Here is a 16,140-nt window from a genome sequence, read left to right on the forward strand (position 1 = left end):
TGCGGCGACTCGGCGCGGCCGGCCGGCGCCAGCGGGCGGCTCGGTGCGGCGTTGCGGCGTCCGGCCGGCGCCGGAGCCGCAGCCTGCTGCGGCACGGGGGGAAGCACCCGCAGCAGGTCGTTGAATTGGCGTACGGTGCGCAGGCCTTCGTCCCACTGGGCGCGGGTACTGGTGATCGGCATGCTGACCAGCGTCCAGTTCTCTTCGTTCCACATGATCTCGGCGCAGTCCGGCGCGCTGTGCGCGAAGGTGACCATCCGCCGGTCGCAGGCGCGCCGGGCGGCGTCGAGGTTGGTCGAGTACACCATCCGCGGCCCGATCGCCCCGAGTAGCCAAATGTCGTTCTCCCGAGGCTCTTTGAGGCCCTTGAGCCGCACGTCGACGACGACGTTGGTGCCCACCTTGCGGTGCAGCGCGATCACGGTGGCGACTTCTTCGAGGTCGAAGATGAACACCGCCTCGCCGCGGATCTGGCCCAGCACGACGTTGCGGGCCGGGATGTCGCCGACCGTCGACATGATGCCGCGCTTCCAGCGCTGGACGATCTCGGTGTTCTCCGGTTCGTAGTCGAAACCGTGTGAGCGCGCCCAGGACTTACGGCGACGGCCCCGCCCGCGGCGCCGATCGATGTCGACGTACAGCAGCACCACCGCGCCGACAAAGCACAGCGCGGACAGCGTGAACCAAAGCGGGACCATCGGGCCTAGCGTACTTGCTACTGCCCCGGAATCACGAATGCTTGCAGGTCACAACCCCGTCACACCGAACGTCGACTTGTTGGGCGATTTCCGTGGGAAATGCCGCAACAAGTCGACGTTCGCGCTCAACCCAGGATCAGCGACTCGCCGTCCGGGCTGACGTTGACCGGCACGGTGTCGCCGTCGTGGACGTCGCCGGACAGCAGCATCTTGGCCAGCTGGTCGCCGATCGCCTGCTGCACCAGCCGCCGCAGCGGACGCGCCCCGTACACGGGGTCGAACCCGCGCTGCGCCAGCCAGCGCTTGGCCTGCAACGAGACCTCGAGGGTCAGCCGCCGCTGCGCCAGCCGCTTGCCCAGCTGCTCGAGCTGGATGTCGACGATCTGCACCAGCTCCTCGGGATTCAGGCCCTCGAAGATCAGCACGTCGTCGAGCCGGTTGATGAACTCCGGCTTGAACGTCGCCCGCACCGCGGCCATCACCTGCTCCTCGGTGCCGCCCGACCCCAGGTTGGACGTCAGGATCAGGATCGTGTTGCGGAAGTCGACCGTGCGGCCCTGCCCGTCGGTCAGCCGGCCCTCGTCGAGAACCTGCAGCAGCACGTCGAACACGTCCGGGTGGGCCTTTTCGACCTCGTCGAACAGCACCACCGTGTAGGGCCGGCGGCGCACCGCCTCGGTCAGCTGACCTCCCTGGTCGTAGCCGATGTAGCCGGGCGGCGCGCCGACCAGCCGGGCCACCGAGTGCTTCTCGCCGTACTCGCTCATGTCGATGCGGACCATCGCGTGCTCGTCGTCGAACAGGAAGTCGGCCAGCGCCTTGGCCAGCTCGGTCTTGCCGACGCCGGTGGGGCCGAGGAACAGGAACGATCCGGTGGGCCGGTTGGGGTCGGCGACCCCGGCCCGGCTGCGACGCACCGCGTCGGAGACCGCCTGCACCGGCTTCTTCTGCCCGACGACCCGCTTGGCCAGCTCGTCTTCCATCCGCAGCAGCTTGGCCGTCTCGCCTTCCAGCAGCCGCCCGGCCGGAATGCCCGTCCACGCCGACACCACGTCGGCGATGTCGTCGGGTCCGACTTCTTCCTTGAGCATGACCTGCTCACGGGCCTCGGCCTGCGGCAGCGCGGCCTCGAGCTTCTTCTCGACCTCGGGGATCCGGCCGTAGCGCAGCTCGGCGGCCTTGGCCAGGTCGCCGTCGCGCTCGGCGCGCTCCGACTCGCCACGCAGGGTCTCGAGCTGCTCCTTGAGCTCGCGGACGGTGTCGATGGCGCTCTTCTCGTTCTGCCAACGGGTCGTCAGCTCGGCCAGCTTTTCCTTGTGGTCGGCGAGCTCGGCGCGCAGCTTCGCCAGCCGCTCCTTGGACGCCTCGTCCTCTTCTTTGGCCAGCGCCATTTCCTCGATCTCGAGGCGCCGGACCAGTCGCTCCACCTCGTCGATCTCGACGGGCCGCGAGTCGATCTCCATCCTCAAGCGCGACGCGGCCTCGTCGACCAGGTCGATCGCCTTGTCCGGCAGGAACCGCGCGGTGATGTAACGGTCGGACAGGGTGGCCGCCGCGACCAGCGCCGAGTCGGTGATGCGCACACCGTGGTGCACCTCGTAGCGGTCCTTCAGCCCCCGCAGGATGCCAATGGTGTCCTCCGCCGACGGCTCACCGACGTAGACCTGCTGGAAGCGCCGCTCCAACGCGGCGTCCTTCTCGATGTGCTTGCGGTACTCATCGAGCGTGGTAGCACCGACCAGCCGCAGCTCGCCGCGGGCCAGCATCGGCTTGATCATGTTGCCGGCGTCCATCGCGCCCTCGCCGGTAGCGCCGGCGCCGACGATGGTGTGCAGCTCGTCGATGAACGTGATGATCTGCCCGGCCGAATTCTTGATGTCGTCGAGCACCGCCTTGAGCCGCTCCTCGAACTCACCGCGGTACTTCGACCCGGCCACCATCGAGCCGAGGTCCAGCGCTATGACCTTCTTGTCGCGCAGGCTCTCCGGCACGTCGCCGGCGACGATGCGCTGCGCAAGGCCCTCGACGATCGCGGTCTTACCGACACCGGGCTCACCGATCAGCACCGGGTTATTCTTGGTGCGACGGGAGAGCACTTGCACGACGCGACGAATCTCGTTGTCGCGCCCGATAACTGGGTCCAGCTTCCCTTCACGGGCACGCGCGGTCAGATCGGTGGAGTACTTCTCCAGCGCCTGGTAGGTGGCCTCCGGCTCCGGGCTGGTGACCCGGGCGCTGCCGCGCACCTTGACGAACGCCTCCCGCAGCGCTTGCGGGGAGGCGCCGTGGCCGGTCAGTAGCTTGGCGACGTCCGAGTCGCCGGTGGCCAGCCCGACCATCAGGTGCTCGGTGGAGACGTATTCGTCGTCCATCTCGGTGGCCAGCTGCTGGGCGGTGGTGATCGCCGCCAGCGACTCGCGGGACAGCTGCGGCTGCGTGGTGGCCCCGCTGGTCTGCGGCAGCCGGTCGAGCAGGCGCTGCGCCTCGGCGCGGATGGTGGCGGGCTCGACGCCGACAGCCTCCAGCAGCGGCGCGGCGATCCCGTCGTTCTGCGTCAGCAGCGCCAACAGCAGATGAGCGGGCCGGATCTCGGGGTTGCCGGCAGCCGATGCCGCCTGCAGCGCCGAGGTCAGCGCCGCTTGAGTCTTGGTTGTCGGGTTAAAAGAGTCCACGACACCTCCATTCCGTACAGGTAAAAAATGCTTGTCGCGATGTTCAACGCCGTCAAGGTTGAGTCTGTTCCGCTCAAGTCTAGCTATTTTGACACGATGTGGGCCTTCGCTGCGGATCGCGGGCGATGCCGCAGAATGAATCGCTATGTCGAGCTATCCGCCGCCGATGCCACCCCAAGGGCCGCCGATGCCACCTCAGGGGCCGCCGGCTCCATATCCGCCGCAGGGGCCCTACCCGCCGCAAGGCCCGTATCCGCCGCAGGCGGGATACCCGCCCCAGCCGGATTGGCAACAGCCGCCTGCGTGGCCGCCGGCGCCGTCGGCCGCGCCGGACTGGATTCCCAGCCCCGCCGGATGGCGGGCGCCGCCACCCGGTGTGCGCCGGCGGAACCGGATCGTGTGGATCGTCGGCGGCATCGTCGCCGTCCTCGCGGCGGTGGCCGTGGCCGTCGCGCTCATTGCAACGGTCGGCTCCTCCAAGCCGAAGTCGGACGACGAGCAGATCCGCGCGTTGATCAGCCAGGCCGCGGACACCAACAGCTCCGACGTCTCGGCGTTTCGCCGTCTGTGGTGCACCAAGATGCAGCAGATCATCGACCAGGTGAGCCAGGCCCATCCGGACATGAAGCCGCCCGGCGGCGGCACATCGCACGGACCGATCACGGTCAAATCCGTTCAGGTCAACGGCGATAAGGCCACCGCGGTGATTACCGGCACGGTGAACGGCAGAACCCGCGACTCCCAGATGACCTTCGCCAAAGAAAACGGCGAATGGAAGCTTTGCCTGTAGCCGAGTCGGGTTAGCCGTCGAGCACTTCCCCCAGTTGGGCCGCAATGCGTACCCAGCCCTTGCCCATGATGGCCCGGGAGCGCTGCTGCACATCGTCGTCGGGATCAAATCCGCTGTGCCGCAGGATGACCCGCGTGCCGCGGCCTTCGGGACGCAACGTCCAGGTCACCAACCACGCCGCTGGTTGGTCCGAGCGCGCGTCGGCCCAGCTGATCGCAAGCTGTTCACATTCGACCACGCCGAGCACCTCGCAGACGATCTCGCCGGAGAACCCCACCGACGGCATTGGCTGGCCGTGAAAGCTGAACCGCGTGCCGACCACCGGCGCGAACCCACTCGGCTCCATCAGCCACCGCGCCATCAGCTCCGGCGTCGTCAGTGCCTGCCACACCCGCTCGGGCGGATGAGCGTAGAACTGCTCCACCTCGATCACCCGTGTGCCGTCGGCAATCTCCGTCATCGATCCTCCTCGGCCATCTCGTCGAGCACCCCACCCAGCGCGGTCAACCGGTTGCGCCAGAACCGTTCGTAGGGGCTCAGCCACGTCGAAATCGCCTGCAGTGGTTCAGGATTGACCCGGTAATGGCGAAACCTGCCATGCTTGTCCTCGGTCACCAATCCGCAGTTCCGCAACACCTTCAGGTGCTCGGACACACTGGGCCGGGCCATGTCGAAACGCTCAGCGAGGGTGACCACACTTCGCGGGCCGTCGAGCAGGATGTCGAGGATGTCGCGACGGGTCGGGTTGGCCAGCGCCGCGAAGACGACGTCGGTGCTGCTTGCCTTGGCGCGTGACGGCATGCGCCGATGTTAGGTAGGATTTTTCCTACCTGTCAATGGTAGGGTTCTGACGTGGCAGGCGGCTGGGGTTCGGAGCTGACCGGTCTGTTCTCGCTGGCCCTGGTGATCGCTCTCTCGCCGCTGTCAATCATCCCTGCCGTGCTGATCCTGCAGACGCCGCGGCCGCGGCCGAGCAGCCTGGCGTTCCTCGGCGGCTGGCTGCTGGCCTTGGCGGCGCTGACGGCCCTGTTCGTCTCTCTATCCGGTCTGCTGGGCGGGCTCCACAAGTCTCCGCCGGTGTGGGCGTCGTGGCTGCGGATCGTGGTGGGCGCCGCGCTCATCGTCGTCGGCGTCATCCGGTGGCTGACCCGTCATCGCCACACGGATGCGCCTCGCTGGATGCGATCGCTCGCCAACCTCACTCCCGGGCGGGCGGCAATCACCGGGGCGCTGCTGGCCGTCGTGCGCCTCGAGGTGCTGTTGCTTTGTGCCGCAGCCGGTTTGGTGATCGGCAGCGCCGGGCTGGGGCTCGCCCGGGCTTGGACGGCTGCGGCCTTCTTTGTCGCCGTCGCCGCGTCGACGGTGGCGATACCGGTGCTGGCCTACGCCGCGGCGGGCGATCGCCTCGACGACCCGCTGGCTCGGCTCCAGGACTGGATGGAGCGCCACAATGCGGAGATGCTGGCGGCCCTCCTGCTGGTGATGGGATTGTTAGTGCTGTACAAAGGAATTCACGGCATCTAGCCGGCGGGGGCCGGCTGATCCGGCGCCTCGTGGCGGGCCGTTTTGACGGGTTCCTGGCGCTGGCCGAACAGATATGGATAGGCGATGCCGGCGATCGCCCCACCGACCAGTGGCGCCAGCCAGAACACCCACAGCTGTGCGGGCGCGCCGTCGCCGTTGAAGAAGGCGACGCCGGTGGAGCGGGCCGGGTTGATCGACGCGTTGGAGATCGGGATCGCCACGATGTTGGCCAGGGCCAACGTGAGTCCGATGGCCAAGCCTGCGAAGCCGTTTGGCGCCCGGTTGTCGGTAGAGCCGAGAATCACGAACAGGAACATCGCCGTCAGCACGATCTCGGCAAGTATCACGGCACCCAGCGAGTAGCCGCCGGGCGAGTGTTCGCCGTAGCCATTTGCGGCCATGCTTCCCTTCGCGGTGAAACCGGCCGTGCCGCTGGCGATGAAGTAGATCACCAGGCCTGCGAGCAGGCCGCCGATCACCTGAACGACCCAATACGGAAGCAGCGCTTTCCATTCCATCCGGCGTGCCAGCGCCGCGCCCAGCGTGACGGCCGGATTGAAGTGTCCACCGGAGATGTAGCCGAACGCGTACACCCCGGTCAACACCGTCAGACCGAACGCGAGCGCCACACCGAGATAGCCGATCCCGACCGATATTCCGTCATCGAGGACTTCGGCGGCGAAAACCGCGCTGCCGCACCCGCCGAGCACCAGCCAGAAGGTCCCGAGTAGCTCCGCCAGTAGCCTCTGGAGCATCGTTGAACCAGACATGTGATACCGCCTTCGCCATTGAACGGGTATGCCTTTTCGGCAGGATCACATAGTTCGGTGGCGGCGCACTCGGCCGTGGCCGAATCGTTCTTCGATAGATACGAAAAGGGTCGGTCGGCGAACGCGCCTAAAATCGTCGCCCGTGGGCCTAGAAGACCGGGATGCGCTGCGGGTATTGCATGCCGCCTTCAACGAGGAGGCCGCACGCGATGCCAGCAGCCTGATCGGCCGCTTCTACACCCGCTGGTTTTCCCTCGACGTCGCGCTGCGGGACATGTTCCCGCCGGACATGGCGGGTCAGCGGGCCGCATTCGCGCACGCGATGGACTGGGTATACGGCGAACTCGTCGCGCAGCGGGCGCAGGCGCCGGTGGCGTTTTTGGCTCAGCTCGGCCGTGATCACCGCAAATACGGCGTGGCTGCCCAGCATTACGAGACCTTGCGGCAGGCGTTGTATGCGACGCTGCGCGACGAGCTGGCCGAGGCCTGGACCGACGCGGTCGACGAGGCGGCGCGGCAGTCGCTGAACCTGATCACCGGGGTGATGAGCGGCGCCGCCGACGCCGAAGACGGCCCGGCGTGGTGGGACGGCACGGTGATCGAACACCTGCGGGTGTCGCGCGACCTCGCAGTGGTGCGGCTGCAGCTGGACCGCCCGCTGCACTACCACCCGGGCCAGTACGTCAACGTCGCCGTGCCGCAGTGCCCGCGGCGGTGGCGCTACCTGACGCCGGCCATCCCGCCGGATGAGGGCGGCGCGATCGAATTCCACGTGCGGGCAGTGCCGGGCGGCCTGGTCAGTACCGCAATCGTCGGCGAAACCCAGCCCGGTGACCGGTGGCGGCTGTCCAGCCCGCACGGCGCGCTGCAGGTCGACCGCGACGGCGGCGACGTGCTGATGGTGGCGGGCAGCACGGGCCTGGCGCCGCTGCGCTCGATCGTGATGGACCTCGCCCGCTGGGCGGAGAACCCGCGGGTGCACATGTTCTTCGGCGGGCGCTATCCGTGCGAGCTCTACGACCTGCCCACGCTGTGGCAGATCGCGGCGCACAACCCGTGGCTGTCGGTGTCGCCCGTTTCGGAGTACACCGCCGACCCGCAGTGGGCCCGGGACTACCCGGACGTGACACCGCCGCGGGGTCTGCACGTGCGCCAGACCGGCCGGCTGCCCGAGGTGGTCACCCGATACGGCGGCTGGGGTGACCGGCAGATCCTGATCTGCGGCGGGCCGGCGATGGTGCGCGCCACCAAGGCGGCGCTGATCGCCAAAGGGGCGCCGCCGGAGCGCATCCAGCACGACCCGCTCTCCAGCTAGCCTGGGCTGCATGCAGATCGTCACGTTGCGCGACCCGTCGGCGCCTGTCGAGGCGCAGTTCGTGCCGGAGGCCGGGATGATCGGCGTCTCGCTGACCGACTCCGGAGTGCAGCTGCTCGGCCAGCGCCGCGGCCTGGACGCCTACGTCGCCGACGGAAAGACGATGGGTATCCCGCTGCTGTATCCGTGGGCGAATCGGTTGAGCGGACGCAGTTACGACGTCGACGGCGAAGAAGTCACGTTGGCGCCCAACACGTTTCGGACCGACCCGAACGGGTTGCCCATCCACGGAATGCTGGCCGCCTATCCGCGCTGGCGTGTGGTGGCGCAGACGGACAACGAGCTCACCGCCGAAGTGGATTTCGGCGCCGACCCAGATCTGCTGGCCAGCTTCCCGTTTCCGCATCTGCTGGCGCTGACCGTGCGGTTGTCGGAGCGTACGCTCACCGTGCGCACATCGGTGACTCCCACCGCGGACAAGCCCGTTCCGCTGTGCTTCGGCTTTCACCCTTACTTGCAACTGCCCGACGCGCCGCGCAGCGACTGGATCATCGAGACCCCGCCGCTGCGCCACCTGGGGCTCGACGAGCGGGGACTGCCCACCGGCGAGTCGACTGCCCAGCAAGCTCTCACGGAGCCGTTGGGCGACAAGACATTCGACGACGGCTACGACCAGGTTCCCGACGGTGCGGTGTTCGCAGTGTCCGGCGGCGGTAGGCGCATCGAGGTTCGCTTCGACCAGCGGTATCCGGCGGCGCAGATCTTCGCGCCGCCGGGCGAGGACGTGGTGTGCTTCGAGCCGATGGCCGCGCCCACTGATGCGCTGCGCCGCGGCGGTTATCGGGTGGCGCGGCCGGGCGACTCGGCCGTCGCCCAGTTCTCGATCCGAGTGTGAGGGCGCGAGGACTTCCCCCGCGAGACAGAAGTAGTGGTTGTGCAAATGGGAAAAGCACAACCCTGGCTTCTGTTTCGCGCCCGAAGCGGGCGCAAGTTAGCGCCGCGGCCGCCAGACCACGACCGCGGTGCTCTTGGGCACCACAGCCAGGTCGCGCCGCTGGTTGGCGCGCAGCGCCTCGATCTCGGCGGCCATCTCCTTGAGACGGGCCTGTAGCGCCTCGACCTGATTGGTCAACTCGATGATGCGTTTGATGCCGGCCAGGTTGACACCCTCGTCCTGGGAGAGCCGCTGCACTTCGCGGAGCAGTTCGACGTCTCGCTGCGAATACCGCCGTCCCCCACCGGAACTGCGCTGCGGGCTGACCAGGCCGAGCCGGTCGTAGGTGCGCAGTGTCTGCGCATGCATGCCGGCCAGCTCGGCGGCCACCGAGATCAGAAATGTCCGGGAGTCTTGCTCTTTGGAGTTCTTGGCCATCAGCGATTACCTGCCCATCCGGCCCGCGGGTCGAAGCCGCTGGCCCGCTCGGCAGCGGCATAGGCCTCCAACGCTTCCTTCGCGGAACTGTCCAGATTCGGTGGGACTGCGACCTTTACCGTGACCAGCAAGTCGCCGTTGCCGCCACTGCGCTTGGGCACGCCGCGGCCACGCACCCGCAGGATACGGCCGTCGGCAGTGCCCTTGGGCACCTTGACCCCGACCCTGCCGTCCAGCGTCGGCACCGAAAGCGTTGTGCCCAGCGCCAATTCGCTGAAGCTCACCGGAATGGTCACGGTCAGGTCGTCGCCGTCGCGTCCGAACACCGGGTCCGGCCGCACGTGCACGGTGACATACAGGTCACCCGACGGGGCACCGCGCAGACCGGCCTCGCCCTGACCGGCCAGCCGGATCCGTTGCCCGTCCTCGACGCCCGGCGGGATGCGCACGTTGATGGTGCGGGTGCGGGTGGTGACACCGGTGCCCTTACATTCCGAGCAGGGGTGCTCGATGATCGACCCGCTGCCGCGGCAGTCGGTGCAGGGTTCGGAAAAGCCGAAAGCCCCTTGGTTGCGGCTGATTACCCCCGAGCCATTACAGGTGGGGCACACCTTCGGGCTGGTGCCCGGCCGCGCCCCGCTGCCATGGCAGTTAGTACACGGCGCCGGGCTGGTCAGCCGCAACGGCATCGCCACACCCTTGGTGGCCTCGACGAAGCTCAGCTCCGCTTCGGTCTCCAGGTCGTTGCCGCGCCGCGGCCGGCTCGGCCGGGGCGCCGACGCCCCGCGTCCGAACAGGCCGCCGAACAGGTCGCCGATGTTGCTGCCGCCGGTGCGGCCGGCGGCGTCGAACAAGTCGCCCAAGTTGAACTCGGCGCCGTCGCCGCCCATGCCGAAGCCGCCGAATCCGCCACCGCCGCCGCCGTTGAATCGCCGGCCAAATCCGCCGCCGGCGAACAGGCGTCGGGTTTCGTCGTATTCCTTGCGCTTGGCCGGATCCGACAGCACGCTGTTGGCCTCGGAGACCGCCTTGAACCGGTCCGCGGCGCGCGTGTTGTTCGGGTTTCGGTCGGGATGCAGCTCGGAGGCCAGCTTGCGGTAGGCCCGCTTGATCTCGTCCTGGCTGGCGTCAGGGGAGACGCCCAGCTCCTTGTAGAAGTCTTTTTCGACCCACTCGCGTTGGGCCATTCCGCGTCACCCCCTCTCACCTTCCTGGAGTTGTGTGTTTATTAAACCTTCCGTCAATTCTCCGACGGTTCCGATTCTGTGTTCTGCTCACCGCTATTGGCGTCAGCCGGCGGCTCCGATTCGACAGCGGCCTCGTCGGCGACAGTGTCGACGACGCCGACCATTGCGTGGCGCAAGATCTGGTCGCCGAGCTTGTAGCCCTGCCGCATGACGTGGCCGATCACCGGCTTGGAACCTTCGGCTCCGTCGCCCTCATGCTGGACGGCTTCGTGCAGCGCCGGGTCGAAGTCGTCGCCCTCGGCGCCGAACGCCGTCAACCCCAACCCGTTCAGCGCACTGGTCAGCTTGTCGGCGACCGAGCGCAGCGGACCCGACTCCAGATCACCGTGGCTGCGCGCACGATCGAGATCGTCGAGCACACCCAGCAATTGGCTCACCACCGCTGCTTTGGCCCGGTCGGCTGCGGCCTGCTGGTCACGCAGCGCGCGCTTGCGGTAGTTGGCGAAGTCGGCGTGCGCCCGCTGCAGGTCGGCGGTCAGCTCGGCGACCTTGTCGGCGGCGTCGGGCGCCGCCGAAGCCGTCGCAGCTTCCGGAGCCGGCCCGCTGGGGGCCGGCTCGGAAGCTGCATGACGTACCTCGCCGGTTTCCGGGTCAATCCGCCGCTTGTCGGTGACCGTTACCTGTTCGTGTGGATTGCCTTCCGTCACTTGGCCTCCCGGTCATCGTCGACCACCTCCGCGTCCACAACGTCGTCGGCACTGCCGGCCGTCGCGCCGGCTCCGGCTCCGCCTGCGCTACTGTCGGAGCCCTGCGCGGCCTGGGTGGCCTCGTAGATCGCCTGGCCGAGCGCCTGCGACTCCTGGCCGAGCCTTTCCATCGCGGACTTGATCTCCCCGATGTCGGTGCCCTCCAGCGCCTTCTTGGCGTCGGCGACCGCGGCGTCGACCTTGTTCAGCGTGTCCTCGGGCACCTTCGAGCCGCCCTCGGCCTCACGCTGCTCCTTGACGAACTTCTCCGTCTGGTAAACCAGCGTCTCGGCCTGGTTGCGGACGTCGGCCTCCTCGCGACGCTTGCGGTCCTCCTCGGCGTGCGCCTCGGCGTCCTTGATCATCCGGTCGATCTCTTCCTTGGACAGGCCGGAGCCTTCCTGGATCTTGATCGTGTTCTCCTTGCCGGTGCCCTTGTCCTTGGCGGTGACGTGCACGATGCCGTTGGCGTCGATGTCGAAGGTGACCTCGATCTGCGGCACGCCGCGGGGCGCCGGCGGGATACCGGTCAGCTCGAAGGAGCCGAGCAGCTTGTTGTGCGAGGCGATCTCGCGCTCACCCTGATAGACCTGGATCTGCACCGATGGCTGGTTGTCGTCCGCGGTGGTGAAGGTCTCGCTCCGCTTGGTCGGAATCGTGGTGTTGCGCTCGATCAGCTTGGTCATCACGCCACCCTTGGTCTCGATACCGAGGCTCAGCGGCGTAACGTCAAGCAGCAGAACATCTTTCACCTCGCCCTTGAGCACACCGGCCTGCAGCGCGGCACCCACGGCGACAACCTCGTCCGGGTTGACGCCCTTGTTGGGCTCCTTGCCGCCGGTGAGCTCCTTGACCAGATCGGTCACCGCGGGCATCCGGGTCGAACCACCCACCAGCACCACGTGGTCGATCTGCGACACCGAGATCCCGGCGTCCTTGATCACCTGCTGGAACGGGTTGCGGGTGCGGTCCAGCAGATCCTGGGTGATCTTCTGGAACTCCGCACGCGTGAGCTGCTCGTCGAGGAACAGCGGGTTCTTGTCCGCGTCGACGGTGATGTAGGGCAGGTTGATCGACGTGCTGCCCGAGCTGGACAGCTCGATCTTGGCCTTCTCGGCCGCTTCCCGCAGCCGCTGCATGGCCATCTTGTCCTTGGTCAGGTCGATGCCGCTGGTGCCCTTGAACTTGTCCACCAGCCAGCTGACGATCCGGTCATCCCAGTCGTCGCCGCCGAGGTGGTTGTCACCCGAGGTGGCGCGGACTTCGACGACACCGTCGCCGATCTCCAGCAGCGAGACGTCGAAGGTGCCGCCACCGAGGTCGAAGACCAGGATCCGCTGCTCCTTCTCGCCCTTGTCCAGGCCGTAGGCCAGCGCGGCCGCGGTCGGCTCGTTGACGATCCGCAGCACATTGAGGCCCGCGATCTGGCCGGCCTCCTTGGTGGCCTGCCGCTGGGCGTCGTTGAAGTAGGCGGGCGTGGTGATCACCGCGTCGGTGATGTCCTCACCGAGGTAGGCCTCGGCGTCGCGCTTCAGCTTCATCAGAATCCGCGCGCTGATCTCCTGCGCGGTGTACTTCTTGCCGTCGATTTCGATGGACCAGTCGGTGCCCATGTGCCGCTTGACCGACCGCACGGTGCGGTCGACGTTGGTCACCGCCTGGTTCTTGGCGGGCTGACCGACCAGTACCTCACCGTTGCGCGCGAACGCGACGATCGACGGAGTGGTCCGGGAGCCCTCGGAGTTGGCGACGACGACGGGGTCGCCACCCTCCAGAACTGAGACGACGGAGTTGGTGGTCCCGAGGTCGATGCCGACCGCACGAGCCATAGTGAATCCTCCCTGATAGTCGAGCTTCTATTGCACTACGCTGAGTGAACCCCGCTCAAGACTGCTCCCGCTGCCGCGGTGCTGTCAAGCCAGCAGTTGAGCCTGGTTCACTCAAGTTATCGATGTGGTCAACGGCGCGACCGCATGGTTTGTTCCCGGCCTGGCGACCAATACCGGACGGCGTCCGCGACACTGTCGGATACCCTTTCCACCAGCCCGTTCGGCGGGTCTGCCCACGTGGCAGCGATGCGCCCAGTCACGACGATAGGAATCCGATGCCACCGCTGCCCGACACACCGGCCCCGGCCGTACCGGAGTCGGCCGCCGATCGCCTCACACGCGAGAACGCGGGCTATCACCACGATCTGCGACCGCGGCAGCTGCAGATGATCGCGATCGGCGGCGCCATCGGGACGGGGCTGTTCCTGGGCGCCGGCGGGCGCCTGGAGTCCGCGGGACCCGGCTTGTTCCTCGTCTACGGGATTTGCGGCGCCTTCGTGTTCCTGATCCTACGGGCGCTGGGCGAATTGGTCCTGCACCGCCCGTCGCCGGGCTCGTTCGTGTCCTATGCCCGCGAATTCTTCGGCGAAAAGGCGGCTTTCGTCGCCGGCTGGATGTATTTCCTCAACTGGTCGATGACCGGGATCGTCGACTCCACCGCGATCGCCAACTACTTCCACTATTGGTCGGCGTTCCACGCGGTCCCGCAGTGGACCCTGGCATTGATCGCGTTGATCGCGGTGGTGTCGGTGAACATGATCTCGGTACGGATCTTCGGTGAGCTGGAGTTCTGGGCCGCGCTGATCAAGGTGCTGGCGCTGATGACGTTCCTGGTGGTGGGAACCATCTATTTGGCCGGGCGCTACCAGATCGAAGGCCAGGACACCGGTTTGCGGCTGTGGACCGACAACGGCGGCTTCTTCCCGACCGGCCTGTTGCCGGTGGTCCTGGTCACCTCCGGCGTCGTATTCTCCTATGCCGCAGTCGAACTGGTCGGCACCGCGGCGGGCGAGACGGCAGAGCCGGAGAAGATCATGCCGCGTGCCATCAACTCGGTGGTCGCCCGCATCGCAATCTTCTACGTCGGGTCGGTCGCGCTGCTGGCGCTGCTGCTGCCGTACACCGCCTACAAAGAACACGAAAGCCCGTTCGTGACGTTCTTCTCCAAGATCGGCTTCAACGGCGCCGGCACCCTGATGAACGTGGTGGTGCTGACCGCGGCGTTCTCCAGCCTGAACGCCGGGCTGTATTCCACCGGCCGGATTCTGCGTTCGTTGGCGATGAACGGCAGCGGGCCGAAGTTCACCGCGCGCATGTCGAAAAGCGGTGTGCCCTATGGCGGAATCCTGCTGACCAGCATGATCGGGCTGTTCGGTGTCGTGCTCAACGCGGTCAAACCGGGGCAGGCCTTCGAAATCGTGCTCAACATCGCCGCCCTGGGCGTCATGGCGGCCTGGGCGACGATCGTGCTGTGCCAGATCAGGTTCTACCGGTTGGCCAAGGCGGGAAGCATGCAGCGACCCCGGTTCCAGATGCCGTTCGCGCCCTACAGCGGTTACGCCACGCTGGCGTTCCTGGCGGGCGTGCTGGTGCTGATGATCATCGACCACCGCCGCGGCCCCTGGATCATCGGCGCCCTGGTGATGGGCGTCCCTGCGCTGATCATCGGCTGGTACCTGGTCCGCAACCGGGTGCTGGCCGCCGCCCAGGAGGTAGAGCAATGAGCCGCAACCGATATGCCGCCACTCCGCCGCTGCTCGGAATGGCGATGGTGCTGCTCGCCATCGCGGTCGTCGCAGTCACCGCGTATCTGCACGTCGGCTGGTTCTCACTGGTCGGCTACGGGACTGCCGCGGTGATCGCGGCGGCGGGCTTTGTGCTGGCGTTCCGCGACTTCTCGTGACCTGGCGTTTGTAACAGAGCATGCGCTCTGTTATGTTCACGGTGTGCCCCGCCCCCGTGTCCACGACCCCGATCGGGTGCTCGACGCTGTCGAGTCTCTGACGGCGTCGTCGGGCCCGGCCGCGGCGACCATTCGCGCGGTAGGCGCCGCTGTCGGGGTTTCCAACGGCGCGGTGTACCACACGTTCGGCTCGCGCGCCGGCTTGATGGGACAAGCGTGGCTGCGCGCCGGACGCCGATTCCTCACGCTGCAAACCACATTGGTCGACCAGGCGCTGGCCAAACCGAGCCGCCGGTCCGCTACGGAGGCCGTAGTGGCCGCGGCCGAAGCACCGGCGGTGTTCGCCGAGCAGTATCCGGATTCCGCCAAGCTGCTGTTGACGGTGCGCCGCGAGGAGTTGCTCGACTCGGACCTGCCTGACGAAATAACCGCTGAACTAAGAGATCTCGACCAGTCACTGGTCGGTTTGATGATCCGGCTCGCCGCCGGCGTCTGGGACCGCAAGGATGCCCGCGCTGTCGACGCCATCACCACGTGCATCGTCGACTTGCCGACCGCCATCTTGTTGCGCCGAGACCGCCTGGGCAACACGACGGCCCGCGAGCATCTGCGCGCGGCCGTGCGGGCGGTCCTGGCCGTCGGACCACCACCGCTGAAAGGGAAAACCGATGGGAATTAGCCTGCGTTACGAAGACAAGATCGCCGTCCTGGACCTCGGCGACGACGAAAACCGTTTCTCGCCCGGCTTTCTCGACGAGATGGACTCCCGGCTCGACGAGATCGTCACCGGCGGGGCGCAAGGTCTGGTCACGACAGCGAGCGGTAAGTTCTACACCAACGGACTGGACCTCGACTGGCTGGGCGCGCACGGCGAGCAGACCCAGTGGTATGTCGGGCGGGTGCAAGGCATGCTTGCGCGGATGCTGACGCTGCCCATTCCGACCGCGGCAGCGGTAGTGGGCCACGCATTCGGCGCCGGTGCAATGTTGGCTGTGGCGCACGACTTTCGGGTTATGCGAGCCGACCGCGGCTACTTCTGCTTTCCCGAAGTGGACATCCGCATCCCGTTTACTGACGGCATGGCGGCGCTGATCCAGGCCAAGCTCACGCCGCAGTCGGCGGTCGCCTCGATGACGACCGGTCGGCGTTTCGGCGGCACCGACGCCCAAGCCCACGGGTTGGTCGACGCGACCGCCTCCGAGGGTGCGGTGACCGAAGCCGCGCTCGAGCTGCTGCGCCCGCTCGGCGGCAAGGACGCCGGCACGCTGGGCGCCATCAAGCAGACCATGTTCGGCCCCGCCGTGCAGGCGCTGACGGCGCCGCAGTCGGGTTGA

The 16,140-nt window shown here is 67.4% G+C and carries 17 protein-coding genes; 8 read left to right on the forward strand and 9 right to left on the reverse strand.

The window, feature by feature from the left end:
- A partial coding sequence (ttfA, locus tag MFM001_RS00005; RefSeq protein WP_116372347.1) for a trehalose monomycolate transport factor TtfA occupies window positions 1-698 on the reverse strand: 698 nt, incomplete at its 3' end.
- A 125-nt stretch (window positions 699-823) separates the two neighbouring features.
- Entirely contained in the window at window positions 824-3,370 is a 2,547-nt protein-coding gene (gene clpB, locus MFM001_RS00010; RefSeq protein ID WP_116372349.1) for an ATP-dependent chaperone ClpB, read from the reverse strand.
- Between the two features lie 397 nt (window positions 3,371-3,767).
- Between clpB and MFM001_RS24415 the strand changes: the two genes are divergently transcribed.
- On the forward strand, window positions 3,768-4,160 hold the full coding sequence (locus MFM001_RS24415) for a hypothetical protein (protein WP_160117978.1): 393 nt from the start codon (window positions 3,768-3,770) through the stop codon (window positions 4,158-4,160).
- Window positions 4,161-4,170: 10 nt separating this feature from the next.
- Here the strand turns inward: MFM001_RS24415 and MFM001_RS00020 are convergent, their stop codons facing one another.
- A complete protein-coding gene (locus tag MFM001_RS00020; RefSeq protein ID WP_116372353.1) occupies window positions 4,171-4,620 on the reverse strand; it encodes an SRPBCC domain-containing protein in 450 nt (149 codons plus the stop codon).
- Complete coding sequence (locus MFM001_RS00025; RefSeq protein ID WP_116372355.1) at window positions 4,617-4,961, reverse strand: helix-turn-helix transcriptional regulator; 345 nt, start codon at window positions 4,959-4,961, stop codon at window positions 4,617-4,619. Before MFM001_RS00025 ends, MFM001_RS00020 begins: the two co-directional genes overlap by 4 nt.
- A gap of 51 nt (window positions 4,962-5,012) precedes the next feature.
- On the opposite strand from MFM001_RS00025, the gene MFM001_RS00030 reads away from it, so the two are divergent.
- Window positions 5,013-5,684, forward strand: coding sequence for a GAP family protein (locus MFM001_RS00030; RefSeq protein ID WP_116372357.1), 672 nt, complete (start codon window positions 5,013-5,015; stop codon window positions 5,682-5,684).
- On the opposite strand, the gene aqpZ is transcribed toward MFM001_RS00030, so the two are convergent.
- Window positions 5,681-6,439: an aquaporin Z gene (aqpZ, locus tag MFM001_RS00035; protein ID WP_238158815.1), complete on the reverse strand. Its 759-nt coding sequence runs from the start codon at window positions 6,437-6,439 to the stop codon at window positions 5,681-5,683. The two genes, MFM001_RS00030 and aqpZ, sit on opposite strands and share 4 nt — an antisense overlap.
- A 157-nt stretch (window positions 6,440-6,596) precedes the next feature.
- Between aqpZ and MFM001_RS00040 the strand changes: the two genes are divergently transcribed.
- Window positions 6,597-7,769 carry an FAD-binding oxidoreductase gene (locus MFM001_RS00040; protein ID WP_116372361.1) on the forward strand — a complete coding sequence of 391 codons (1,173 nt, stop codon included), beginning with the start codon at window positions 6,597-6,599 and terminating at the stop codon, window positions 7,767-7,769.
- 10 nt (window positions 7,770-7,779) lie between these two features.
- Window positions 7,780-8,664 (forward strand): aldose 1-epimerase, encoded by an 885-nt coding sequence (locus MFM001_RS00045; protein WP_116372363.1) that lies wholly within the window; start codon window positions 7,780-7,782, stop codon window positions 8,662-8,664.
- A 96-nt stretch (window positions 8,665-8,760) separates the two neighbouring features.
- On the opposite strand, the gene MFM001_RS00050 is transcribed toward MFM001_RS00045, so the two are convergent.
- From MFM001_RS00050 to dnaK, 4 genes are read right to left on the reverse strand one after another with little or no spacing between them, the layout of a single operon-like run.
- Window positions 8,761-9,141 carry a heat shock protein transcriptional repressor HspR gene (locus tag MFM001_RS00050; protein ID WP_116372365.1) on the reverse strand — a complete coding sequence of 127 codons (381 nt, stop codon included), beginning with the start codon at window positions 9,139-9,141 and terminating at the stop codon, window positions 8,761-8,763.
- Window positions 9,141-10,328: a molecular chaperone DnaJ gene (gene dnaJ, locus MFM001_RS00055; RefSeq protein WP_116372367.1), complete on the reverse strand. Its 1,188-nt coding sequence runs from the start codon at window positions 10,326-10,328 to the stop codon at window positions 9,141-9,143. The genes MFM001_RS00050 and dnaJ overlap by 1 nt, the downstream gene beginning before the upstream one ends.
- A 53-nt stretch (window positions 10,329-10,381) precedes the next feature.
- A complete protein-coding gene (grpE, locus tag MFM001_RS00060; RefSeq protein ID WP_116372369.1) occupies window positions 10,382-11,035 on the reverse strand; it encodes a nucleotide exchange factor GrpE in 654 nt (217 codons plus the stop codon).
- Complete coding sequence (gene dnaK / locus MFM001_RS00065; protein WP_116372371.1) at window positions 11,032-12,903, reverse strand: molecular chaperone DnaK; 1,872 nt, start codon at window positions 12,901-12,903, stop codon at window positions 11,032-11,034. Before dnaK ends, grpE begins: the two co-directional genes overlap by 4 nt.
- A gap of 275 nt (window positions 12,904-13,178) precedes the next feature.
- On the opposite strand from dnaK, the gene MFM001_RS00070 reads away from it, so the two are divergent.
- Genes MFM001_RS00070 through MFM001_RS00085 form a run of 4 tightly spaced genes read left to right on the forward strand, consistent with a single transcriptional unit; the run spans window position 13,179 to window position 16,140 of the window.
- A complete protein-coding gene (locus tag MFM001_RS00070) occupies window positions 13,179-14,627 on the forward strand; it encodes an amino acid permease (protein ID WP_116372373.1) in 1,449 nt (482 codons plus the stop codon).
- Window positions 14,624-14,806 carry a hypothetical protein gene (locus MFM001_RS00075; RefSeq protein ID WP_116372375.1) on the forward strand — a complete coding sequence of 61 codons (183 nt, stop codon included), beginning with the start codon at window positions 14,624-14,626 and terminating at the stop codon, window positions 14,804-14,806. Before MFM001_RS00070 ends, MFM001_RS00075 begins: the two co-directional genes overlap by 4 nt.
- 43 nt (window positions 14,807-14,849) lie before the next feature.
- Window positions 14,850-15,485, forward strand: coding sequence for a TetR/AcrR family transcriptional regulator (locus tag MFM001_RS00080; protein WP_116372377.1), 636 nt, complete (start codon window positions 14,850-14,852; stop codon window positions 15,483-15,485).
- Window positions 15,475-16,140 (forward strand): enoyl-CoA hydratase-related protein, encoded by a 666-nt coding sequence (locus MFM001_RS00085; RefSeq protein ID WP_116372379.1) that lies wholly within the window; start codon window positions 15,475-15,477, stop codon window positions 16,138-16,140. Before MFM001_RS00080 ends, MFM001_RS00085 begins: the two co-directional genes overlap by 11 nt.

The sequence above is a fragment of the Mycobacterium sp. MFM001 genome (assembly GCF_003402475.1).
GTDB lineage: Bacteria > Actinomycetota > Actinomycetes > Mycobacteriales > Mycobacteriaceae > Mycobacterium.